We start from the raw sequence: 23,904 nt of genomic DNA, 5'->3' as shown, positions 1-23,904 counted from the left end.
ATCAGGACGTTTTGATTGGGTTGGATCGTTGAATGCCGTTGGCTGAGATTGCGGTACTCAGCAACCAGTCACGCAGTCGATCGTTGGCGGTTGGAACCGCACGATTGGATTTCGGTGCAGGTGGGCCTGAGTGAGGTTGGTCGATTCTTGACCAGTCGTCATTCAATTTGGTGGATCCGCGGGCAACCGAAGCGTCGACTTCGGCCGCGGGAATCGCGCCGTCCGGCGCGACATGATCGGGTTTGCGACTGACCAATCGAGACGTCACCAAGCACGCTTGAACCTCGTGGATCCCCAAGGCGTGGTCGACGCGTCGCCACAAATCAGCGTGCTGGACTTCAACGCGACGGCCAAAGTGATCCCACACGAAATCGCTGCGTCGCCATCTCGGCAATGAATCAGTCAGTGATCGAATCAGGTATCGGTTGTGGCTGAGCAAGGTGATGCCCGAGGGCCCGTCGATTGCCTCGAGCCCTCGCACCGCCGCCAGCAACGACAATCGGTTCAAGTCGCCGAACTCTTGGTCGTCTGCTTCCATCACGGGTTTGCCGTCCGAAGTCTCGATCACAAATTGCCAACGACCATCGGTCAGCGACGTGCTGTGAGCGGACACGACCAACAAGAACGAAGCACGAGGCTTCGCGGGTGCGGGGTTGAAATCGGGGTCTCCGAATTCGGACGTCATCGACGCGAATTCTTCGAGGGATTGCAAAGGATCCATCATGGTAGGGTTCGCCAGTGTGTTCGACTTGCTTTCAATACGTGATTGCGATCAATCTGGCGGCGGCCCCTCGGGTCTCGCCCGGATCCTTGGACGAGAGGGCCGCCGCATCGCAGTACACGCATCGATTGCTAGGGAGGGGAAAGCAATGAGACGCGATCCATCGGTGCCAGTCTTCGGCGGTGCACGTGTTGGCTATCGTTTGTTGCTGCGATTTCAGCTTGCCAAAACTTCGTTGCGACCGCCTGTCGACAAGGATTGCTTTCGTCCTCGTCGACCATGCCGGAAAAGCTTTCCTGCTCAAAAAGGTTTGCGCGAATTACCAGGCGATCGTGCAACCGTTGGAGCCTGAATAACCGGCAGGGTTTGGCTCAGTGGGGCTCGATCACATGGTCCCAAACAAAGGAACCAATCGCCTGTTAGCGAAACGCGAACGGTCATGTCCATCAAAGAATGGAGCTTGAAATGCGATCAGCATGTGACGCGCCCGAAAGCCCTCATTAGGGGGCTCTCAACGGCAATAGCTTCGTCGCTTAATCGTGCAGCATCAGATCCAGCAGCGCTTGCGCGACCAGATGAGGCTCTTCCACCGCGTCGCATTCCGCTGGCAAGGCATCCACCAAACATCCCGCGTCGCCACCGGTCACGACCAAGGTCGCAGCACCGCCATAGATTCGAAGCAATCGTTCGACGGCACCTGCGACCGACGCGAGCACGCCCAATCGCATCGCGGCAACCGTGTCTCGGCCCGGCCCCTCAGGCATCTCTCGACATCGGTGGGACGCCCAATCGAGTTTGGGCAACGCATCCGTGCCGGCCGCGAGGGCCGCGGTCTGCATTTCCAAGCCAGGCAGAATGGCTCCACCGCGAAACACTCCTTCGGCGGAAACAAAATCGACCGTCACCGTGGTTCCGGCGTCGACCACAATCAACGGTGCCGTGTGACGTCGGAATGCGGCTTCCGCTCCGAGCAATCGATCGATCCCAACACGTTCGGGGAAGTTCACATCGATTGGCATCGAAACGTCTTCGTGCGTCACAAAACGCACGCGAATGCACTGGAAAAATGCTTCATCGAGAGCAACCACCAAGGGTTCCGCCGAGCCTCGATTCACGCTCGCGACTCGAACGTCATAGCAAACGGATTCGCAGTCGCGAGATTCACAAGCCGCAACCTGCTCCGCCAGCGTTTGCAGATGCTCGACGCACTTGGTAATCCACTCTGGATCTCGCAGCGAAATCGATCGAAGCTGAGGACCTCGCGTCTTGTTCCGCTGCACCGTTTCGTCGGTTGCTGAGAACTCGGTGACAACCTTGATCGCGGTGTTGCCAACATCGATGCCAACTCGCACCATCACGACATCGCAATGCGATTCATCATGGAGCTGTTGCTCATTCGCGGGGGACTGCTCGTCTGCCATATTCCTGCCGACTGCTTCAAGACGAACGATCGCGGCGTTCGCCGGGCACGACTTTGCCGGTGTCAGATAGCGTGGCGGCACCTTGGATATCCTGTGCCTGCACTTCGTCCGACAAACCTTCCGTCGCGGCGGCTTTGTGAGGTGGCAGGCGACGTTCTTTCTTGGGTGTCGCGGGAGCGTCGTCTTGGCGAATCAAAGTGGGCGTGATGCCCGCTTCGATCATTTCTTCACGACGTTTAGCGACTCGATCCATGATTTCGCCAACCAGTTCTTTCAGTCCCACATCGGTTGCGGCACTGATGGAACGCAGGTCGCGAGCATGGTTGGCGGGGTGCTCATCAAAGTAAGCCTGCAATCTCTCACGAACTTCGCCATCCGGGTCCAATTCGCACTTGGTCATCACAACCAATTCATCACGATCGGCGAGCGTCTCGTCGTAGTGCTGCAACTCTTCGCGAATCGCGACGTAGTTTTGAATCGGATCGCTTCCGTCAACCGGAGTGGGCTCGATCAAGTGAACCAGTAACCCGGCGCGTTCGACATGACGAAGGAACTCGTGCCCCAGCCCAACGCCCTCGCTCGCCCCTTCGATCAAACCGGGAATGTCAGCCAGGATGAACGAGCGTTCGATATCGACGTCGACGATTCCAAGGTTGGGATACTTCGTCGTGAACGGATAATCTGCGATCTCAGGTCGAGCACTGCTGATTCGCGAAAGCAGGGTGCTTTTGCCAGCGTTTGGTTTTCCGATCAGCCCCACATCGGCGATCGATTTCAGTTCCATGATCACGTGTCGCGTTTCGCCGGGCTGGCCCAGTTCGCGTTCTCGTGGTGCTTGGTTCTGCGGCGTTTTGAAACGAGCGTTCCCATGACCTCCTTTGCCACCGCGGCAGATCACAAATTCTTCGCCGACCTGCGTCAGATCTTTGATGACGAAACCGTCTTTCGCATCGATGATGCTCGTCCCGCAAGGAACAAACAGACGCATTTCGCGGCCCTTTCTGCCATGGCGAAGGGCGCCCATGCCGAAGCCACCCTTTTCAGCTCGAAAGAACTTTCGGGTCGCGAATTGTGCCAACGAGTTCACGCCCAGGCGAGCTTCCAAAACGATGCTCGCACCCCGGCCGCCATCGCCACCGTCGGGACCGCCCTTGGGAACGTACTTCTCCTTGCGAAAGCTCATGCAGCCATCGCCGCCCTTGCCGGCTTGGAACTCAATTTCAACGCGATCAAAGAACATTTGAAAAGCTTCTAGCTATTAGCTCCTAGCGATTAGCTAGCAGCCGTAAAATGAAAAACGGACGCGGTGATTGTATCACCACGTCCGAGGAATTCGCTCAAAAAGCTTCTGGCTAATCGCTAGAAGCTAGTGGCAATCGCCCAAGGCGATCTTAGAGCATTTTTCCGAGCTTGCTGCACAAGTCAGCGGTACGGCTCGAGTAGCCCCATTCGTTGTCGTACCACGACACGACTTTGGCCATCTTGCCCTTGTCGCCGAGGACTTGGGTGAAGTCAGCTGCGAAGATGCTGCTGTGTGGGTCGTGAACAATGTCGCTGCTGACGATTGGGTCGACAGCGTAGAACAGAATGCCTTTCATTGGGCCTTCTGCTGCGGTTTGGATCGCCAAGTTGATGTCTTCCTTGGTGACTTCCTTGCTCAGGTTGACGGTCAAGTCGACCACGCTGCCCGTTGGCACTGGAACTCGCATGGCGATACCGGTCAACTTGCCTTGCAATTCAGGAATCACCAAACCAACGGCTTTCGCAGCACCGGTGCTGGTTGGGATGATGTTCTGAGCAGCACCACGTGCACGATACAAGTCAGCGTGAGGCTGATCTTGAACGTTTTGGTCGTTGGTGTAAGCGTGAACGGTGGTCATCAAGCCCGATTCGATTCCGAACGAATCGTTCAGGACCTTGGCGACGGGAGCCAGGCAGTTGGTCGTGCAAGAAGCGTTGCTGACGCAGTTCAAATCGGCTGAAAGCTTGTCGTCGTTGACGCCCAACACGCATGTCAGGTCGGCACCGTCTTTGGCTGGTGCGGACAACACAACTTTCTTGGCACCAGCGGCCAAGTGGCTGTCGTAGCCAGGCTTGTCGGCGGTGGAGCGTGCGGTGAAGAAGCCGGTCGACTCGATGGCGATATCGACGTTGTGGTCTTTCCAAGGCAAGTTGCGTGGGTCACGCTCAGCCAAGGCGACGATCTTCTTGCCGTTGACCGTCAACGAGGTGTCGTCGTATTCGACGGTGCCGTCAAAACGTCCGTGAATGCTGTCGTACTTCAGCAACATGGCCAAAGTGCGGTTGTCGGTCAAATCGTTGATCGCGACCACTTCGAACTCGTCGCTTCGCTCCATCAGGTTGCGAAAAGTCAAACGTCCGATTCGGCCAAAGCCGTTGATTGCTACTTTAATAGCCACTGATTTCGTATTCCTGTCTCGTGGAACAAAGATGGAGAGAAGCGGCGGGCGAAACAGTCACCCAGTCCGCTGTGGGCGCGGATTATAAGATCGCGAGTCCATTTTGAAACAGCCCCCGAACCATTCCACTGACCTCGAACCACCCACGATGACCGATCCTCGGCCCGAAAAAATTGCTTCACCTGCCGAGTCCTCACATCACGATCGACGGGAATCATCCGCCCGAATCGAACAATCCCAATGGCGTCGCCCAGCGGGGGTCGCACCGGGAACATGGCGATACGTCCAACAAGGGTCCATCGCCAACCACTACGATGCTTTTGTGGCGGAGACGCCGCTCTGTGCATTGGACCAGACGATCCTGCGCCAAGTGTTTGAATCTATCGATTTCGGTCAGAATTCAGCGGAATCTACCGAGGGGAAAGCTAGGCGGACCGGCCAAAAAGTTTTTTCTGATCGAGACAATTGGGTGCTCGATTTGGGCTGCGGAACCGGCCGAACCGCCACCGAGTTATCACGACTGGGCCGCAACGTGCTCGCGATCGACTTGTCGCAATCCATGCTCAATCACGTAGTCGAGCGCTCGAAACGATCCCAGGTGGAATCGACCTCTCTGGGAACAGGATCGATCGTTCCTTTGCGAGCCAACTTGGTCCAGCTCGATTGCTTGGCCGACAACTCAGCGGCGGGTGCGGTTTGCTTGTTCAGCACCTTGGGCATGATTCAAGGCAGAAAGAATCGCCGGGCCGTCCTGCGGCATACTTCACGAATTGTCCGACCAGGAGGCAAACTACTCCTGCACGTGCACAACCGATACGCATCGCTGGCCCAATCCGGCGGAAAACGGCTGCTCGCCAAAAGCTTGTTGAAATCGATCGTCAGCCGCGAGCACGAATTCGGCGACGCAACCTACGCCTACCGAGGCCTCCCCGACATGTTCCTGCACCGCTACTCACGCCGAGAAATCATCGCGGATCTAAAAAGCAGCGGCTGGCAAATCAACCACATCCACCGTCTCTCACTCGACGGATCCACAACAATCGAAGAAAGCGCCGCCAACAAACTGCGGATCGCAGGTGGCTATTTGTTAGAAGCCCAGACGCCTCAACCGTAGCTTGGTGCCCCCCCACCGAGGGTCGCGCGCCGCAAACCTTCACCAGCTTCGCGAAGATCCTCCACCGCCCCGAAAGGTCGAAAGCCCTACTCCTCCCGAAACCGGTAGCCAATCCCGCGAACCGTTTCCACCAGATCGGCGTGTTCGTTCATTTTTTTACGGAGGGCTCGCACGTGGACGTCGATGGTTCGCTCCAGCACCATGGTGTCTTCGCCCAGGGCGGCATCGACCAGTTCGCTGCGGTCGAAGGCTCGTCCGGGCTGGCGAATTAAAGTGTCGAGCAATCGGAACTCGCTCTTGGTCAGCTTGACCGCCTCACCCTCGATCGTCGCGACGAAACGCCGGCGATCGACCGTCACGCCGCATCGCGAAATTGCGTCGGCGTCGTCCATGCTGGGTTCGCGACGACGCAGCAACGCTTTGATTCGCTGGAGCAGCACTTTGTAGCTCTCGACCGGTTTGACGACGTAATCGTCGGCTCCGACGGCAAATCCGACGACCTGGTCGGACTCTTCGCCCAACGCACTGAGCATCAGAATCAACGTGTCTTTCGTCGTCGCATCAGATCGCAGTTGCTTGCAGACCTCCACACCGCTCAGGACTGGCAGGTCGACGTCCAAAACCACCACGTCGGGCAAATACAGCTTCGCTTGGTTGAGAGCCTCCCGTCCATCGGCAGCTCGATAGACCTCGTAGCCAGCTCGTTTCAGCTGGTACTCCAGCGTTTCTACCAACGGCCGGTAATCTTCAACGATGAGAACTTTGGTTTTTGACATTCGTCCGCATGCTGCGTTTTGAGAGGAGATTCATATCTTCCGATTCGCGTGTAGTTTCGTGGAAGATGTGAAGTTTGGCACCACCCACAAACCGCCGTTTCGTTGAAGGTTTGATGAAGATCTCATTCGGGAATCCAGAATCAATCGATTCGGCACACCCAATCAGATCCTAGCGGCCGCTTCCTGGCATCGTACCGAACCCTAATCTTATCGAACCCTGCCCGCTGGATTCACGAAAGCTGAAAAAATCGCCTCGCGTTGGCAGTCGTCGCTTCAGCCAGCCTCGAGGTTGGCACATTCCGCACGTCAGCCAAACATCGCAGGATGTGTTGCACCCGGGCGGGCTCGTTCGGCCGTTTTCCCCGCAGCGGTTCGGGCGACAAATACGGCGAATCGGTTTCGATCAGCAATTGGTCCTCGGGAACCCGCTTAGCCACCTCCCGGAGATCGTCGCTCTTCTTGAAAGTGACCATCCCAGCGAAACTGATCATCAGCCCCATGTCCAAGCAACGCTCGGCCAATTCCCAATCACCGGTGAACGAATGCATTACCGCCGCCGGAAGTTGCGATTGCCGGCCGAGTTGTTCCGCGATCAGCTCGCCGCTTTCTCGCATGTGAATGACCATTGGCAGGTTCGATCGACATGCCAACTCAATGTGCTGATCAAACGCAGCCTGTTGCTGCTCGATCGGTGTGTCATCCCAGTAGCAATCCAGGCCGGTCTCACCTATCCCGCGAACTCCTGGGGCCGAAGCCAACTTTTCAATTTCCGTGAAATCACCTTCGGAAGATTCAGCGACTGAATTGGGCTGAATCCCAACGACGGCATGGATCATGTCCGGGAACTCCGCTGCCAGCTCAACCGCTCGGCGACTGGTCGCCAGATCAATCCCGATGACACCGATGCCGACCACGCCTGCCTGGCGAGCTCGCTCAACCACTTCGGCAACGTTGTCGTTGAAGTCCTTGGAGTTCAAATGAGCGTGGGTGTCAAAAAGAGGATTCATTCGGAGCTCGGATGGATCGAAAGCGGAAACTGATGTGCCGGTCACTGGGCGGCCCATTCTGTTTCATTTCGCGAAACTGGGTAGCACCCGCGATTGCAAACAACACCCGGAAGATTCGAATCCGCCAATGAGAAACTGCATCAGTCGCACCGATTCGGCTCATACGCCAGATCATTCCGGTGCGACGAGTTGTTCGATGCCGGGCAAAGCATTTCGGGATTGAACGAACGCGATTCCACGGATTGGTGAACGCGAGCTGATACATTGGGGGGCATCCGGTCGCATCGATGAACGTCTCACTCGTTCGCGATTGCATCATATCGACGCCCACCATCCTGACCGGCCCCGCCTTCGAACCCAAAGGTCTTGCCCAAGATGTTTCAGTCGACGTTCCACGCCGTCACTTGTTCGATGGCGATTCTATTCGTTGCTCCCGCGGTCGCTCTCGCACAACCAGAGTCAACGAACATTCATTCGGCCTCTCGTCCAAACATCGTTTGGATCATGTCGGAAGACAATTCCAAGCACTACTTGAAACACTTCGACGAAACCGGCGTCGAGACTCCCGCTATCGAAGCCATGGCCGCTCACGGGATAACGTTCGATCGAGCGTTCAGCAACGCGCCGGTTTGCTCCACCGCGCGAACCACTTTGATCACCGGGTGCTACGGTCCTCGGATTGGAACTCAATTTCATCGACGCACCGAATTGGCCACGTTGCCCGAAGGAGTCGAAATGTTCCCGGCCTGGCTTCGACAGTCTGGTTACTACACGACCAACAACTCCAAAGAAGACTACAACGCGAAAAAGCGGATGGAGCCGTGGGATGACTCCTCGCGAAAAGCGTCTTGGAAAAACCGACCGTCCGAAGACACACCTTTCTTCCACGTCGTCACGTTTGCTGATTCACACGAAGGCCGATTGCACTTCGGCGTCGACGCATTGCAAAAGCCAACTGACTTCGATCAGAAAACCGTATCGCTGCCACCCTACTTTCCCGACACACAAGTCTTCCGGCACACGGCCGCATTCTATCGCGATCGGATGAGCATCATCGACGAGAAAGTCGCCAGCGTGATCGCTCAGCTGGAAGAGGCCGGCGAACTAGAAAACACGTTTGTGTTTTACTTCGGTGACCACGGTGGCGTGCTGCCTCGCGGGAAAGGCTACATCTATGAATCAGGGCTGCATGTTCCGCTGGTCGTTCGTGTTCCAAACAACTACCGCAACCTGGTCGATCGAGAGTTGGGATCTCGGACCAAAGGCTTCGTGTCGTTCATCGACTTTGCCCCCACCGTGCTGAATTTGGCGGGTGTTCGATTGGACAAAGCCGACCCAATCGATGGCAAAGCTTTTCTCGGACCGAGAATCGATTCCGCCAAAGTCGACACGCGAGACACCACGTTTGGTTACGCCGACCGGATGGACGAAAAGTACGATCTCGTTCGCTCGATTCGGGTTGGCGATTGGAAGCTGATTCGCTCCTTTGAATCGTTTCATCCAGACGCGATGTGGGCCGACTACCGCTACAAGATGCTGGCCTACCAACAATGGCGAGATCGGTATCACACCGGCAAACTCAACAACGTCCAAAGTCAGTTCTTCAAACCGCGTCCACCCGAGTTGCTGTTCAACTTGGCGGACGACCCGCATGAAGTGAATAACTTGGCGAGTGATCCTGCCCACGGCGATCGACTGACGGAATTGCGTGCGAAGTTGAACGCGCATCTGAAGCAAACCAATGACCTCGGCTTCTTGACCGAAGCCGGCATGCTAAAAGTCATTGACGCCCCGGTCGAAAATGGCAAGCGTCTGTCGAACGAGATCGCAAACTACATCGACACCGCCAACATCGCGGTCATGCCATGGGATCAAGCCAACAAGGCTCTGCTGTCGGCAATCAACAGCGGAGACAAGCTGGAGCGATACTGGGCCTTGGTTGCGGCGAGTTCGATCGCGGCATGGAATCGATCGGCCAATCACGACATGGCAGCGGACGAAACGTTCATCAAATTGCTGCATCGCCGAACGCTTGATACAGAGCCACTGGTTGCGGCACGAGCCGCCCAGCTCGCCGCGATCCTGCAAGTTGCAGATCCTCGACCGACTTTTCAGAGAACATTGGAACTCAGTCAGTCACCGACAGAAGCCTTGCAGATTTTCAACATGGTGCGGCACGTCAATGCGTTGGCGGGCAATCCATATCCAATGGGATCCAAACTGTTTCGACTGCCGTTCAATCCGGATCCGAAAGGTTTGATCCAACAACACCTTGATCGCCTAGATCGACCGTGAGCTCGCGACCGCGTCGTTGACCACCTCACCACGACGCAATTCACTCCTCTTCGCGAACGAATTCCGCCACCTTCGGATATCCGGAGGTGATCGTTGAAAACGCGGCGTCAAATCCTCAAAATCGCCCAGCAATCCTTCGGGACACGCAACACGAATTCATCGAAGTCGTGTAACAATCTTGATTGATAAACACGTCGCTCAGGCGGCTGTTGTAAATTGCGTGCTGGCTCGCCATCTGGCGACCGCGCATGCCTTGCCATCATCCCACCTCCTGTCTTGTGAATCCCCAACCGATGACAGTACTTCGCCATCTCTTCGCCTCCGCGGCGCTGGTGTTTGTTTTCTCTCCCGCAATCGTCCAGGCCCAACTGCCCGCGTTGGAACTTCGACCAGGCGACCACGTTTGTCTGATCGGCAACGCGCTAGGCGAACGGATGCAGCATGAGAATCAGTTTGAAACTCTCTTGCATGCCGTGCGACCTGATTTGGATCTGACCATCCGAAACCTGTGTGCCCCGGGTGATGAACCTAAGATCCGCCTGCGAAGCCTCGACTTTGGATCGCCCGACGAACACCTCACGCACAGCGGCGCGGACGTTGTGCTCATGTTCTTCGGCTACAACGAATCGTTTCGACTCCGCGAAGGATTGGATCACAAAAAGGTCCTTCGTGACTTCACCAACGAACTGGATGAGCTGATCTCGCACACTCAGTCGCAGGTCTACAACGGAGAGAGCAACCCACGCATCGCGTTGATCTCACCCATTGCGTTTGAAGCGACCGAGGATCCGAACCTTCCCGAAGCCGCACCTCGAAACGCGGCGTTGAGCAAAATCGCGAGGACGATGCGAGCTGTTGCCGAAAAGCACGGTGTTTCGTTCGTCAATCTGTTCACTCCGACAAAGGAGCTTTTCGAAAAGAGTGATCAGCAACTGACGCTGGACGGCGGGCACCTGAACTCGGATGGTTACACCGCTCTCGCCCCGATCATGGTTCGTGGACTGCTGGGTGAAGTCGACGTGCCCGAACAAACCAACCCGACGCTGCTGGCCGCTGTCGCGGACAAGAACTTTCATTGGTTCAATCGCTACCGCGCGGTCAACGGTTATTCGATCTATGGCAAACGAGGCAGCGCGGGCAGCGACGGAACTTACAACAACCGTTCGGTCATGAACCGCGAACTCGAGATTCTCGATCAAATGACCGCCAACCGAGACGCTCGAGTTTGGGCGATCGCCGGTGGCGAGAACATCAGCGAACCGATCGATGATTCCAACACGCTGCCGTTCATCATCCCCAAAACCAACGTGGGTGGACCCGATGATCCGAATGCGAAACGCGGGAAGCTTGGATCGCTGGAATACCTGACGACCGACGAGCAACTCAAGACGTTCACGTTGCTCGACGGCTACGAGATTCAACTGGTTGCTTCCGAGCAACAGTTTCCTGAACTTGCCAACCCGGTCGCTCTGGATTTTGATTCCAAAGGCCGTCTGTGGGTCTCGACCATGCCAAGCTACCCGCACTGGCAACCGAAGTCGCCGATGGACGACAAACTGTTGATCCTGGAAGACACCGACGGTGACGGCGACGCGGACGAGTGCAAGACGTTCGCCGGCGGATTACACCAACCGACTGGTTTCGAAATCGGACGTGGTGGCGTCTTCGTTGGCGGGCAACACGACATTTTGTTTTTAGAAGACACCGATGGCGACGATGTCGCGGACAAGCGAACTCGGGCAATCGTTGGCTTCGACACCGCCGATTCGCACCACGGGCTGGCCGCGTTTGACTTTGGTCCCGGCGGTCACCTGTACGCCCAAGAAGGCACGTTCAAGTTCACGCAAATTGAAAGTCCCTACGGGCTGACTCGGAACTTGGAGGGTGGTGTTTTCCGTTACGATCCTCGCACGAAGAAATTCGGCGTTCACGTGAACTTCGCGTTCGCAAACCCTTGGGGATTTGGTTTCAACGAATGGGGACAAGACTTCATCGGTGACGCTTCGCCTGGCAAGAGTTACTGGGCAACCGGGATCAGCACGAGACTGGATTACCCGATCAAGCACCCGGGCGGTTCCCAACATCGCCGCGTTGCCGGAGAGCAAGGATACGACGATGGATTGGTCGACTACCAAACGTTCTATCCAAAACGAATTCGACCGCTGGCTGGGTGTCGCTTCCTGAGCAGCGAGCACTTCCCCGATGATGTCCAAGGCGATTTCCTGGTGACGAACGTGATCGGTGACCGTGCCGTGCTTCGACACGAAGTCGTGGAAAAGGACTCTGGCTACGAAGGCACCGAGGAACCGATGTTGGTCGGTGGTGGCGATGGAAACTTCCGTCCCGTCGACATCGAAATCGCTCCCGACGGCTCGCTCTACATCATCGATTGGCACAACGCGTTGATCGGTCACCTGCAACACAACTTGCGTGATCCAAGCCGCGACCATAGCCACGGCCGCATCTGGCGTTTGACTCACAAAGAACGTCCGCTGGTGAAGTTGCCCGTGATCGCCGAGACCAGCACGCCTGACCTGATCGATCAACTGTGCTCGGATGTTGGTCGCAAGAACCAACGACACGCTTACCGTGTCCGTCGAGAACTGCATGCTCGACCAACTGACGATGTTCTATGGAGTGCACAAGCCAAATTGCAACGACTTAGAGAAAGCAAGGGCGACGACCATGATTTGCTGGAACTGCTTTGGCTTCATCAAGCTCACAACATGGTACATGAAGAATTACTGACGGACTTACTGGCCAGCGACGATCATCGAGCCCGCAGTGCCGCCACCCGCGTGCTGTCCTATTGGGCCGGAATTGAATACACGACTCAGCGCTACGAAGAACTTGTGACCGATGAACATCCGCGAGTTCGCATGGAAGCTCTGCGTGGCATTTCGCACGCGTTCGGCGAACCCTGGGCGTTGGACGATCAAGATCGTTTGATCCGAGCGGCATTGCGTATCAAAGAGATGCCGATGGATCACTACCTCGACTACGCTCTCGAAGAAACGATGCAGCGTTTCGAACAGGTCATCGCCAGTCGTGCTCCGTATCTGCCGGAGGATAAAAACGCGAAAAGTCAGACGGCCCACGCTCACGCCGGTCACATTCAACCTCAGGTCGGATATGCGGTTGACCAAGTTCACCTGTTGACCGATCCCGGTGCGACGTTCAACGGCCACGGCAGCAAGATTGCTCCGTACAACGCCGCGTTGCCGGTCTTCTTTGACCTTTCACCAGAGATCGTTTCGTACCAAATCGAACGTCTGTCGACGCCAGCGTTGTTGGCTGTCCCGCGAGATTCCAAAGATCCAAAATACGAACCGCTGCATGCCGCGATTTTGGCTCGAGGCGAAGTTGGCGACCAAGACCGACGCGCCGCCCTGGACGCCTTGGTGGCCCTGCAAGACTCCGACCCCGGCGATGTCTTGCTCGGCGTCATCGAGAACTTGGACTGGAAGGACAAATCCAAACGAGACGTCAACTTGCGAGCCGCTCGCGGGTTGTCGAATATGTTGCTGAAGCTTCCCGCTGGCAACTTGGAATCGTTGCAGGACCGATTCACCGCAGCCGCTCGAAAAGGCGATGCCGCCATCGCTCCGATTGCGTTGGCTGGATTGATTGTTGCCGGTGATGACGTCGCATCGTTCGAACTAGCAAAGCGATCCGATGCGGCGAAGGTCAATTGGTTGACTGGCGTCGCGATGCTTCCCGATCGACTGGATCGTGAATCGCAACGTGAACGAGTCGTCGACCTGATGTCCAACAGCGACAAAAAAGAAGTTGTTGCCGCCGCCATTCGAACGCTGGCTGTTGTCCCGGGCGACTGGAACGACACGTTTGAACGAGTCGGCAACCTTGCCTGCGAAGGTTTTCGCGAAGACGGGATTGCCACGCTGCTCGCGATTCCGAAGAAAGCCTACCAGCCTGAAACGTCGCTGAAATTGGCTCGTTATCTCGTCAATTTTGCCGAGCGAACCAAGGCGAGAAACCGCACCAGCGACTCGTTCATCGACGCGATGCAAGTCGCCGACCGAGCCATCGCCAAATTGCCGACCAAGACCGCCAAACAATTTCGCGATCGTCTGCGTGAGATCACGGTGCGTTTGGTCCGTATCAAAACGGTCGATGAAGAAATGCGTTACGACGTGCCCTATTTCGCTGTCGAAGCGGGACGCCCCGTGCAAGTTGTCTTGGAAAACCACGACGGCATGCCGCACAACTTGGTCATCACCGTCCCTGGTGAACTGAAAAAGGTGGCCGAACTTGGTTTGCAAGCCGGACCTCGCGGTGGATTCCAGGGCAAGCAATACGTCCCTGACTCCGAACTGGTGTTGCATAGCACCGACTTGGTTGCCTCCAACGAGAAGGAAGCGTTGACGTTCACGGCTCCCACCGAACCCGGTGAGTATCCCTACGTTTGCACATTCCCTCAACACTGGTACCGCATGTACGGCGTGATGGTCGTCGTCGAAGACCTCGATGCCTACAACGCCGATCCATTCGAGCCCGCTGATCCGATCGGAAACAATCGTTCGTTTGTGCAAGCCTGGACAATCGACGATTTCGCAGGCGACAAGCTGACTGAGGGTTTGCGTGGTCGAACCGCGGAAATCGGGCAGAAGATCTTCGAACAGGCCACCTGTGCGAGCTGCCACCAAGTCGCCGGCAAAGGCGGCCAGATCGGTCCGGCACTCGACGAAGTCGTCAGCAAATGGAAAGGCGATTCGCGTGAGGTGTTGAAGGAGATCCTGCATCCGTCTGACCGCATCGACGACAAGTACGCAATGCACTTGGTTCTGACCGCCGACGGGCAAACGTTCTCGGGTTTGTTGGTCGAAGAAACCGACGACGTCGTGAAGTTGATGGCCAATGCGGAAGCGAAAGAGCCCACCGTGATTGAGCAGGATGAGATTGAGCAGATGGTCAAGACATCGACCTCGATGATGCCAAAGGCTTTGCTCGATCAGTACACGGAGGACGAGGTCTTCGAGCTGCTGAACTACATTCTCAGCAATCAAAAGTAGAACGTGTTCGCGTAGCGTCCGAATTCCGGCGAATCCGGTTACGCGAATTCGTGCAACAACCACCGTAGGCCAGGTTGTACCTGGCGATCGAACCGATGCTTCGCAAGAAGCGAGCCGTGCAAACCAACCGACGCTCTTTCGCGAGCGTCATTGGCCCCGGCGTTTCACCGATCGCCATGTGAAACATGGCCTACGTGAGCGAAGTCCGAATTCCGGCGAATCCGGCTACGGGACATTGTGCAACAACCACTGTAGGCCAGGTTGTACCTGGCGATCGAACCGATGCTTCGCAAGAAGCGAGGCGTCCAAACCAACCGACGCTTTTTCGCGAGAGTTGGTGGTCACGGCATTTCACCCAACGCCATGTGAAACATGGCCTACGTGGGTTTGATATTGGCTACGCGACCTTTAGCGGGATCGGCGGGTTGGTTGGCGTTGTCTTGCGACGCTGCGAGAATTCGCGAGCGGTGCTGGTTCGCCGTAAACCCGTTGGTGGAACAATGCCAACGATCGCAAAGCGTGCCCCTTGGGCCCGATCGACCAATCGTTGTTGCGTCCTTTCAACATCGCGTTCAACAAGAACGTGACCGAACGCAACACTTCGGGTTCCAACAACTTTTCGTCCGGCAAATGCGTGAGCAAGAACTCGACCATATGCCCGGTCGTTTGCACCTTGCGATCCAAGTCACCGTTGTCCTGACGTGACTCAAACCAATCCGTGCTCATCGAACCGTCACGGTTCTGCAGTCGCAGCGTATAATCGACGAAGTCATCGAGGAACTGCTCCGCGCGAGCCCACTGCCCATCGATCGGTTGGCCTTCCAAACGCCGCTTCCGCAACGCGTGAGCGAATCCCATCAAGCGGTGCGTGCCGCCACAAGCCGAACCAACCACGGGTTGATCCAGTTCCGCAGCGATCAAGCGGGAGAAATCCCAACGCTCGCCATCGGCACCGACCCACGTCGTTTCCGTATCCAAGTAGTGCGACAACCCGATCAGGCTGAACGTGAGCTCTTCGCCTTCCTTGCACTTGGACGCTTCGACTTTGACCAGATCAGCCACACTGAACTTTTCGCCATCCACGTACAACGGATAGTCGCTTGGAACGCCAGCCATCGCGAGAACAGCCAACCACTGGGCTTGGTGTCCTTGCAGTCCGACGCCTTCGCGAGCCTTGATCTTTCCGCCTTCGACTTCCATCAATCGCTGACCGCGACAAACGTTGTTGCCAGCCATCCAAGCGATCGTGCTGTAGTCGCGACCGCGAGCGATCAAACGAGTGTCGGGGCCGAACACCATCACGGCATGCATCATGCCCCAATTGCTGCGTCCGTCAGCCTTCTCACGTTGACCATAGTAATGCTGCAGACACTGAACGATCGGTTTCTGCATCCGCATCACACCGGTGCTCAAGTTCGGTGCAGCACCTTTTCCGCCGTGAGTTTTCGCTCGACCGGTCGCATCAAGTTGAGCCAAACGCAAACGTCGTCGCTCAGTTGAATCATCCTTTTCAGCGACAGCGTCGGATTCGCCGGCTTTGGATTCGGCATCATACAGATCTTCCAAATCAGCTTCGTCCAGATCGTTGCCGCGAATGTCTCGCAAGCTAACCGATCCGGCGGGTGCATCCTCGAGCGGCATCAGTCGATCGCGTTCGACCGGTTGCAGCGGCACACGCGAGAGCTTGTCGGACTCTTCCTGATCAAAGATCCCTTGACCACGCTTCGCCGAATTCAATCGTGATGACTCGTTGGTCGAGCGTCGTGGCGAAGCAGGTTGCAGGGAGACTTCTTCGTCACGGTTTTGAATTTGCATCCGATCGCGAGCCTCTTCGCGACGAAGCTGTTCCGCGATGCTCTCGTTCAATTTGCGAGCTGCATCGACTTCGCTGTTGTCCGCCGAATCGAGCTCGACCTCCAACGATTTTGACTTCATCGCCGACTTCGGCTGCGTCAGCGACTTCGGTGCCTCCAGCGACAACTGACCGCCTTGCAATCCACTTCCGACGGTTTCTTGCGAGACCGACGACCGAGCATCCTTCAACGACGGCAATTCCTCCAACACATCAGCCGGCTTCATTTCCGGCAACGTTTCGATTGCCGATCGCGTCTTCGGAATGCTCGGCGGGATGACGTTGGCCGGAGCCTGGATCTTCGGAGCGGCCGGTGTTGCTTTGACCTTTTCGGGTGCAGCTTTTTCGATTGGCTGCGGTTTGCTGGACTTCAGAGCGTTCAGTTGTTCAGTCAGCTCTTCGATCTTGCTGGTCAGCTCGTCAACCTTTTGCGGCAAATCGTCGATCGGTTCGTTCACCTGCGGTGCTTGGAACGACGGCGCGTTCAAAGCCGGCAGACTCGGCAGCGATTCCGCTTGAACCGGCGACCGGGTTGGCGACTGCAGAGCGGGTGATTGCAAAGACGGGGCCTTGCGAGCGGGCAGGGCACCACTGCCAATCGGCGCCATGGTGGTCGATGGCACTGGATCGCGAAGCGGTGTGACCCGGTCGACATTCCGCCGAGCATTCCACTGGGTCGTGTTTGGTTTGTCTTCACCATTCCATCCCGATGCGTTCTGTCGATCGGAAACCGATTTGGTCGGACGCGAATCAAACTCCGCGGGCATCTTGGTTGGATCGAACAAATCTGGCGGCGTGTCCGCAACTTGTCCCTTCGTCGGAATTTCCAACTCAGCTTCGGCCGACTCAGGACCACGCAGAACCATTGATGGCTCGGTCTGTGTGAACAGAGGTCCGTCGGCTTCCCAAGTCTTGCGGACGCCGTTGAGGCGTGCATCTTGGCGGGTCACCATGCGTGGCGTTTGCACCGTTTCGTTGGTGCTGACGACATCCGCGTTGCCCAAGAACACCGGCTCATCCATCTTGGAAGGCTCAGCGATCTGAGGTGGCAACAATTGGATGGCCGATCCGATCGGCCCGCCTTGCGTGTTCCACTTGCCGTTCTGCTCACGGAACTGCAAATGCGATCGAGTTGGATCGTTGTTTTCGCGAACCACAACGGCGGGCCCAGCCACTCGCGGTTCAATCGCATTGGAAGGTCCGGGTCCGTCGATTCCATCGAACGACTTCGATGGCACCATGCCGACTGATCCCTTCGCGGGTTGAGCCTTGGCGGGTGCTGAATCGCCGCTCGATGCCGGGAAACTCAATTGTTTCGGCAACTGCATCGTTTCAGGCAGACTCATCGCTGGTGCGGCCAACGTCGGCGCAGCCATCTTGGGTTCGTCCGCTTGAACGGCCACGGTGGCGAGACACGAAGACGTCGACAAGCTTGTTGCAATCAACAAAGCGGCCAAACGTTGGCGTTTTTCTGACACAGTCAATTTTCTTCCGCGGTCGGTGACATCACGTTGGGTTCTTCCCGAGGTGCAGTCGCAGCAATCAAGCATTCTGCAACGGCACGACGGGTCTTAACGTGTGTATCGGTTATTCCGAACGAAAGGTTGACTGGAATGTGGTCGATGGATCCGGAGCCGGCCTCCGCCGGGTGGCAAGGATCGTCAGTCCGGCCAGGGTCAGCGAGATACCGAGCACCAACAGTTTGGTCACGGGTTCGTCAAAGACGAGCACACCGGCAACGCTCGCCATCGCGACTTGAGACGCATTGATCAGGTGCACGGCCACGACCGGTAGGACTTTCAATGCCGTCGAAATCGCGACGAATGCGGTAAAATTGAAGATCCCGGCCAGAATCATGGACTGCCACATCGCAGGTGGGATATCCGCGGTCGGCGACCATCCCGTTCTCACGGCGACGATACCGGCTAGCGCCAACGTGCCTGAAACACCGCTGATCCACATCGCCATCGACGCCAACATCCCGCGTTTCATCGTGAAACGCATCGTCGTGCTGAAAACGGCGTAGGCCAATCCGGACGACACCGCGCACAAAGCGCCAACGATCGGCGAGTGCAGCCAGTCCACCGGTTCCTCCGAGACTTCCGCCGACGATGAACTCCACTCGACTGGTTCGACTCCGCGAGACTGAGACAACACGATCACGGCGATGATCAGCGTGGCAATCGAAACAAGCGTCCGAGCACGAACCGGTTCCCTCAGCAGAATCCGGCCCAAAATCGCACTGCCGATCAACAACGATCCCAGCGTGATCGGCACCGACGCAGCCAAACCGATGCTGCCAAGAGCCACCTGGAAAGCGCCGTTGCCAATGACTTGCCCGATCAGGCAAATTGGAATGAAGATCGGAATCCATTGGCGACTGGTCGCAATCGGTCGTCCGCTGGCTTTGACCGCCGCCAAATAGGGCGTTAGCACCAACACGGTCGGAGCCGCTTTGAAGGTCGAAACGATGAAAGGGTCCACCGAGATCGCATTGCGGAGCGAGATGTTCGCCAGCGTGTACAACACCGCCGAGGCAATTCCCGCCACGATCCCAAAACCAATTCCTGGCGAGATCATTCCGCTGCCGAGTCGTTCCCACCACGCAACCGCCGCCGTGTCCACATCCTTGACGGCAAAGTCGTTCTGATCGATCGAAGAATCAGAACTCATGGGGCATCCGAACGAGGAAGATAGAAAGAGAAAGACAGCGGCAGTTCAATTCACGTATTCAGTCCAACAAACAAACCGAAAACGATGGCACGCGAAACTCACGACCGCGAAGATTTACTGTTGGAGGGCGTCAATTTGCCCGAGCGAGCTCGGCTGCTGCACCGGGCGAGCGGCCGAGAATGGGTGGTCGGCTGGCGCACCGGCGGTGGACCGGCTTTCTACGATGGCCCCGACCGGGTCTACCAATTCAACGCAGACAATCAACTGCGACGAGTCTACCTGGATGGCTCAAAATTGGCAGCGGAGGGTGGAAGGCTGTGCGAGCTCCGGCGTCCGGAGCCGACCAACCCAGATGGATCCGCCGGTGATCGAACGCAGAAAGTCAAATTTGTGTGGCAGCCGATTGACTCGGCGATCCAGCGAAACGTTTTGGAGCAATGGGCTGAAACGCGGCAACAATTGCTCACCGCCTTGGAGCTCTTTCGTGAAAGAGATCTTCCAAACGTCACGATCGCGGCGACAGCTCCAGACGGCTCAAACTCTACCCTATCCACCCAGACTTCCATCTATATCTGGGAATCAGTGGGGATCGACGCGTTCGAGATGCTCGATCGGACCAGTGGGTGGTTGGAATCTATCACTGACAATCCCGAAATCGCCGCCCAGCCCAACGCGTAGCGACATTCATTCCTCCCATCTTTTCCAAATCCACACAATTGGACGCTTGCAATGGTGTAGGCTTGAAAGAATAATACCAGCCGATGGCAGAAACCTTTCGCCTTGCAAGAAATCTTGCAAATGAGCAACGGACCTGCCTGGTAGATTCTTCGCTACAGCGCCCCAATCCCCACAGCGCCCCACTCAGTGACCACCGACGAACGTCGAGATCGATTGCGTGATTTGGTCAAAGACCGCGGATTCGCGGCTTTGGGCGAACTGGCGTCGCAATTGTCGGTCAGCGAATCGACGATCCGTCGCGATTTGGAAATGCTGGAAGAAGCCGGTTTGGCGCGTCGCACCCACGGCGGCGTCTACTGGACGGGCGATTCCGACACGATCAGCGTGTTCGAATCCCGAAACGACGATTTCTGGGCCGCGAAACAATCCATCGGCCGAGCCGCATCGGAATTGATCGCCGACCACGACACCATTTTGCTGGATGGCGGCAGCACGGTTTACGAATTGGCTCGCCTGATCATCCATCGGCCGTTGCAAGTCGTGACGAATTCGCTGCCGGTCGCGCATTTGCTTTCCACCAGCGATTCGATCGACTTGGTCATGATCGGCGGCTGCGTTCGCGGTCGCACCTCGGTCACGATCGGCCCTCTGGCCGATTCGCAATTGGCAAACATCCACGTCACCACCGCGTTCTTGTCGGTCGCCGGCGTCTCGCCTCGCGGATTTTTCAACAGCGACATGATGCTGGTGGAAAGCGAAAAGGCGATGCTCGCTTCGGCCGAACGAGGCATCGTGTTGGCCGACCACAGCAAGTTCGGAAAAACCAGTTTGAGCCGAATTTGCGAGTTGAATCAGATTGACACGGTTGTCACGGACGACGGGCTGGATTCTGACGCGAAAGCGTGGCTGGAATCCGCCGGTGTCCAACTACGCTTGGCCCAGTCCCCGTTGACTCAGTCATCGCAGGCCCAGTCACCGCAGGCCCAGTCGCCGCAGGCCCAGTCGCCGCACGAATCATCGACGCCGGCTCCGGCCGCGTCCCCATCGAACTCCTCCCCCACCCATTCCTTGAACAACGCGAATCTCTCATGAGCTTGGCTGTCGATCGTTCACGCATTGAATCCCTCGTTCGCAACGCGATCCGTCAATCGGGTATGGCACCGCCAGCCCCGTCGGTCGCTTCCGCCGGACAACAACCTCTGGGTTGGGTCGATGGCAAACCGAACTTGCGTGTCAGCATTTCCGCTCGCCACTGCCACCTGACTGACGAGCATGTTGAAATCTTGTTCGGTCGCGGCAGCGTTTTGGAACCTGACAAAGACCTCTACCAAGATGGCTTTTACGCGGCCAAGCAAACCGTGATGGTCGTCGGACCTCGCAAACGAATGCTCCCCAGCGTTCGCGTGCTCGGACCAACGCGTGGAGCCAGCCAAGTCGAACTGGCACTGACCGATTCGATCTCACTGGGCATCAACGCACCGGTTCGCCACAGCGGCAAAATCGACGGCACGCCCGGGTGCGTGTTGGTCGGCCCCGCCGGCAGCGTTCAACTCGAACAAGGCGTTATCCGCGCCGCTCGCCACGTGCACATGAACTTCGCCGACGCGGCGTACTACGGTGTTTCCGATGGCGACATGATGCAACTTTCCGTTCGCAGTCCTGACTGCAGCGTTTCGTTTGAAGACGTTTTGGTTCGTGCCGACAAAGCCGCCAAGTTGGAAGTTCATATCGACACGGACGAAGGCAACGCTTGCAACCTGGATGCAGCTACCAGCGTTGAACTGAAAAAGTCCGGCTGTGCTTGCCAGCACTGATCGACTCACTCAAACCGTTCGCCGGTGCCAATTCGGTCCGGTGATTGAAACCGTTGGCAAACTGCCAACTCTCACTCTCTCACGTTTTCCCCTTTCCTTTTTAGGTATCTCAAAAGATGGCCAAAATCAGTGAAGCCCTCGGCATGATCGAAACCAAAGGTTTCGTTTCAGCAGTGGAGGCAACCGACGCAATGATGAAAGCCGCCAACGTTCAGTTCCTTGGTTGGGACAAGATTGGTGCTGGCTTGGCAACCGTGTTCGTCACCGGCGATGTCGCCGCTGTCAAAGCAGCCACCGATGCGGGTGCCGCAGCCGCTGGTCGCGTCGGCGAAGTCGTCAGCGTTCAAGTGATCCCACGCCCACACGGCGACTTGGAAAAGATCCTGAAGCTGCCTTCGTCCAGCAAAAAGTGATCGAGCGACAGCAGCGTCTGTCACCCCGATTGTCTCCCACCTCACCAAAACAACTTTTAGAGAATCTCAAATGAACGATGCCATTGGTTTGATTGAAACGAAGGGCCTCTTGCCGTTGGTCGAAGCCACCGACGCCATGGCCAAAGCCGCCAACGTCGCTGTTGTCAAACGCGTCGACCTCGGTGGTGGCATGGTCACGACCGTCGTCAGCGGTGACGTCGGAAGCGTCCGCGCAGCCGTCGAAGCCGGTGCCGCCGCAGCCGCTCAAGTTGGCGAATTGGTAAGCAGCCACGTGATCGCTCGTCCAGCCGAAGGCTTGATGAACGCTTACTTCAATTGATCGCCGCCGTGTGATCCGGTTGCGACGTTCACAACCTGGTTCACACACGCTGCGTGAAACCTCTTTCACAAGGACCGTGATTCGATGTTGATCCTCGTTGCCAATCTGGGCTCGACCAGTTTCAAGTACAAGCTGCTGGACATGTCCGGTGACTTTGAATCTGCGAATGCCTCCCCCGACTCTCGCGTGCTCGCTCGCGGGGCCGTCGATCGCATTGGCGAACCCATCAGTCAATGCGAAGTGATTGTGACGCGATCGCATCAAGGCGAAACGTTTCGCGAAGAAACGCAGATGCCCGTGCCGGATCATGGCGTTGCTGTTCAAGCCTGCTTGGACCAACTGACCCATCCTGAAAACGGATGTTTGAAAGAGGCCAATGAAGTTGCCGCGATCGGTTTCAAAGCCGTTCACGGTGGACGCAAAAGTGGCACCTTCGTCGTCGATGACGAAGTGCTTGAAGCGATGGACGAAATGAGTGCCGCCGCCCCGGCGCACAACCCACCGTACATCGCTGCGATGAAACTGTTACGTCAACGTTTTCCGGAGCTACCGTTGGTCGCCGCGTTTGAAACCGAATTTCACGACACGATTTCGCCGGAGCGTCGCACCTACGCGATTCCTGCGGAATGGACGCGTGAGATGCAAATTCAAAAGTGGGGATTCCATGGTTCCAGCCACCGCTTCATTGCCGAACGTGCCGCGGAAGTCTTGGGTCGCGACGACGCCAAGATCATCTCGTGTCACTTGGGCGGAAGCAGTTCGCTGACCGCGATTGATTCTGGCAAGAGCATCATGACCACGATGGGCATGACACCTCAAACCGGCGTCCCGCAAAACAACCGCGTGGGCGATTTCGACGCTTTCGCGATCCCGTTGATCATGCAACGAACCAGCCAATCGCTGGAAGAAGTCCTGCAAACACTGGCCAGCCAAGGTGGACTGAAAGGTCTCTCCGGCGGCATGGCTGATTTGCGAGACATCGAGTCGGCCGCCTCCGAAGGCAATGCCGACGCGAAATTGGCGCTCGGTGTTTACACCGAAGAGATTCGCCGACACCTCGGCGGAATGATGGTCGCTCTGGGTCGCTTGGATGCGATCGTGTTCACCGGAGGAATTGGTGAAAACAGCGACGTGGTCCGGGCCGCCGTTTGTTCAGGCCTGGAAGGTTTTGGCATCGAACTGGATGCCTCCAAGAATGACGGCATGCGTGGTGAAGGAAGCCTGCACACCGAGTCCAGCAAAACTCAGATTCTGGTTTTGCCCACCAACGAAGAATGGATCGTGGCCAAGCGAAGCCTTCGTGCTCTCGCCGCCCAGTAGGCCAGGTTCCACCTGGCGTCGATCTCC

Annotated in this window: 17 protein-coding genes; 9 read left to right on the top strand and 8 right to left on the bottom strand. The window is 56.9% G+C overall.

Annotated elements, in window-relative coordinates; translation table 11 throughout:
* Position 1 precedes the first annotated feature (1 nt).
* The 4 genes from RE6C_RS08800 to gap form a co-directional block, all read right to left on the bottom strand.
* The gene (locus RE6C_RS08800; RefSeq protein WP_008655750.1) at positions 2 to 724 is read right to left on the bottom strand and encodes a ribonuclease H family protein; all 723 of its coding nucleotides are present in this window, start codon (positions 722 to 724) and stop codon (positions 2 to 4) included.
* A 530-nt stretch (positions 725 to 1,254) separates the two neighbouring features.
* The gene (locus RE6C_RS08790) at positions 1,255 to 2,142 is read right to left on the bottom strand and encodes a type III pantothenate kinase (protein ID WP_008655748.1); all 888 of its coding nucleotides are present in this window, start codon (positions 2,140 to 2,142) and stop codon (positions 1,255 to 1,257) included.
* 16 nt (positions 2,143 to 2,158) lie between these two features.
* The gene (gene obgE, locus RE6C_RS08785) at positions 2,159 to 3,382 is read right to left on the bottom strand and encodes a GTPase ObgE (protein WP_008655747.1); all 1,224 of its coding nucleotides are present in this window, start codon (positions 3,380 to 3,382) and stop codon (positions 2,159 to 2,161) included.
* A gap of 151 nt (positions 3,383 to 3,533) precedes the next feature.
* Positions 3,534 to 4,562, bottom strand: coding sequence for a type I glyceraldehyde-3-phosphate dehydrogenase (gap, locus tag RE6C_RS08780; RefSeq protein WP_007335248.1), 1,029 nt, complete (start codon positions 4,560 to 4,562; stop codon positions 3,534 to 3,536).
* 148 nt (positions 4,563 to 4,710) lie between these two features.
* Between gap and RE6C_RS08775 the strand changes: the two genes are divergently transcribed.
* A complete protein-coding gene (locus RE6C_RS08775) occupies positions 4,711 to 5,676 on the top strand; it encodes a class I SAM-dependent methyltransferase (protein ID WP_008655746.1) in 966 nt (321 codons plus the stop codon).
* An 86-nt stretch (positions 5,677 to 5,762) separates the two neighbouring features.
* Here RE6C_RS08775 and RE6C_RS08770 read toward each other — a convergent pair whose 3' ends face one another.
* Together RE6C_RS08770 and RE6C_RS08765 are read right to left on the bottom strand one after the other, a co-directional pair.
* A complete protein-coding gene (locus RE6C_RS08770) occupies positions 5,763 to 6,452 on the bottom strand; it encodes a response regulator transcription factor (protein WP_007324346.1) in 690 nt (229 codons plus the stop codon).
* Between the two features lie 230 nt (positions 6,453 to 6,682).
* Positions 6,683 to 7,459, bottom strand: coding sequence for a TatD family hydrolase (locus tag RE6C_RS08765; RefSeq protein ID WP_236618048.1), 777 nt, complete (start codon positions 7,457 to 7,459; stop codon positions 6,683 to 6,685).
* 375 nt (positions 7,460 to 7,834) lie between these two features.
* Here RE6C_RS08765 and RE6C_RS08760 point away from each other — a divergent pair, with 375 nt between their 5' ends.
* Both RE6C_RS08760 and RE6C_RS08755 read left to right on the top strand, forming a co-directional pair.
* A complete protein-coding gene (locus tag RE6C_RS08760; protein WP_008655741.1) occupies positions 7,835 to 9,754 on the top strand; it encodes a sulfatase family protein in 1,920 nt (639 codons plus the stop codon).
* Positions 9,755 to 10,047: 293 nt separating this feature from the next.
* Positions 10,048 to 14,787 (top strand): PVC-type heme-binding CxxCH protein, encoded by a 4,740-nt coding sequence (locus RE6C_RS08755; RefSeq protein ID WP_236618047.1) that lies wholly within the window; start codon positions 10,048 to 10,050, stop codon positions 14,785 to 14,787.
* A gap of 408 nt (positions 14,788 to 15,195) precedes the next feature.
* Here RE6C_RS08755 and RE6C_RS08740 read toward each other — a convergent pair whose 3' ends face one another.
* Positions 15,196 to 18,189 carry a hypothetical protein gene (locus RE6C_RS08740; protein ID WP_008655729.1) on the bottom strand — a complete coding sequence of 998 codons (2,994 nt, stop codon included), beginning with the start codon at positions 18,187 to 18,189 and terminating at the stop codon, positions 15,196 to 15,198.
* Positions 18,190 to 18,226: 37 nt separating this feature from the next.
* Positions 18,227 to 19,312, bottom strand: a complete 1,086-nt coding sequence (locus tag RE6C_RS08735) for a DMT family transporter (protein ID WP_008655728.1) — start codon at positions 19,310 to 19,312, stop codon at positions 18,227 to 18,229.
* 84 nt (positions 19,313 to 19,396) lie between these two features.
* On the opposite strand from RE6C_RS08735, the gene RE6C_RS08730 reads away from it, so the two are divergent.
* The 6 genes from RE6C_RS08730 (at position 19,397) to RE6C_RS08700 (ending at position 23,877) form a co-directional block, all read left to right on the top strand.
* Positions 19,397 to 19,990 (top strand): hypothetical protein, encoded by a 594-nt coding sequence (locus RE6C_RS08730; RefSeq protein WP_008655727.1) that lies wholly within the window; start codon positions 19,397 to 19,399, stop codon positions 19,988 to 19,990.
* A 186-nt stretch (positions 19,991 to 20,176) separates the two neighbouring features.
* Positions 20,177 to 21,082 (top strand): DeoR/GlpR family DNA-binding transcription regulator, encoded by a 906-nt coding sequence (locus RE6C_RS08725; RefSeq protein WP_008655723.1) that lies wholly within the window; start codon positions 20,177 to 20,179, stop codon positions 21,080 to 21,082.
* A complete protein-coding gene (gene pduL / locus RE6C_RS08720) occupies positions 21,079 to 21,804 on the top strand; it encodes a phosphate propanoyltransferase (protein WP_008655720.1) in 726 nt (241 codons plus the stop codon). The genes RE6C_RS08725 and pduL overlap by 4 nt, the downstream gene beginning before the upstream one ends.
* 116 nt (positions 21,805 to 21,920) lie before the next feature.
* Positions 21,921 to 22,217 (top strand): BMC domain-containing protein, encoded by a 297-nt coding sequence (locus RE6C_RS08710; protein WP_008655717.1) that lies wholly within the window; start codon positions 21,921 to 21,923, stop codon positions 22,215 to 22,217.
* Positions 22,218 to 22,287: 70 nt separating this feature from the next.
* Entirely contained in the window at positions 22,288 to 22,557 is a 270-nt protein-coding gene (locus RE6C_RS08705; RefSeq protein WP_007324357.1) for a BMC domain-containing protein, read from the top strand.
* A gap of 84 nt (positions 22,558 to 22,641) precedes the next feature.
* Positions 22,642 to 23,877: an acetate/propionate family kinase gene (locus RE6C_RS08700; RefSeq protein WP_008655713.1), complete on the top strand. Its 1,236-nt coding sequence runs from the start codon at positions 22,642 to 22,644 to the stop codon at positions 23,875 to 23,877.
* The last annotated feature ends 27 nt before the right edge of the window (positions 23,878 to 23,904 follow it).

Source organism: Rhodopirellula europaea 6C (genome assembly GCF_000338295.1).
Taxonomy (GTDB): Bacteria; Planctomycetota; Planctomycetia; order Pirellulales; family Pirellulaceae; genus Rhodopirellula; species Rhodopirellula europaea.
Note: the sequence above shows the minus strand (reverse complement) of the source record. Positions and strands in the feature narration are given on the sequence as shown.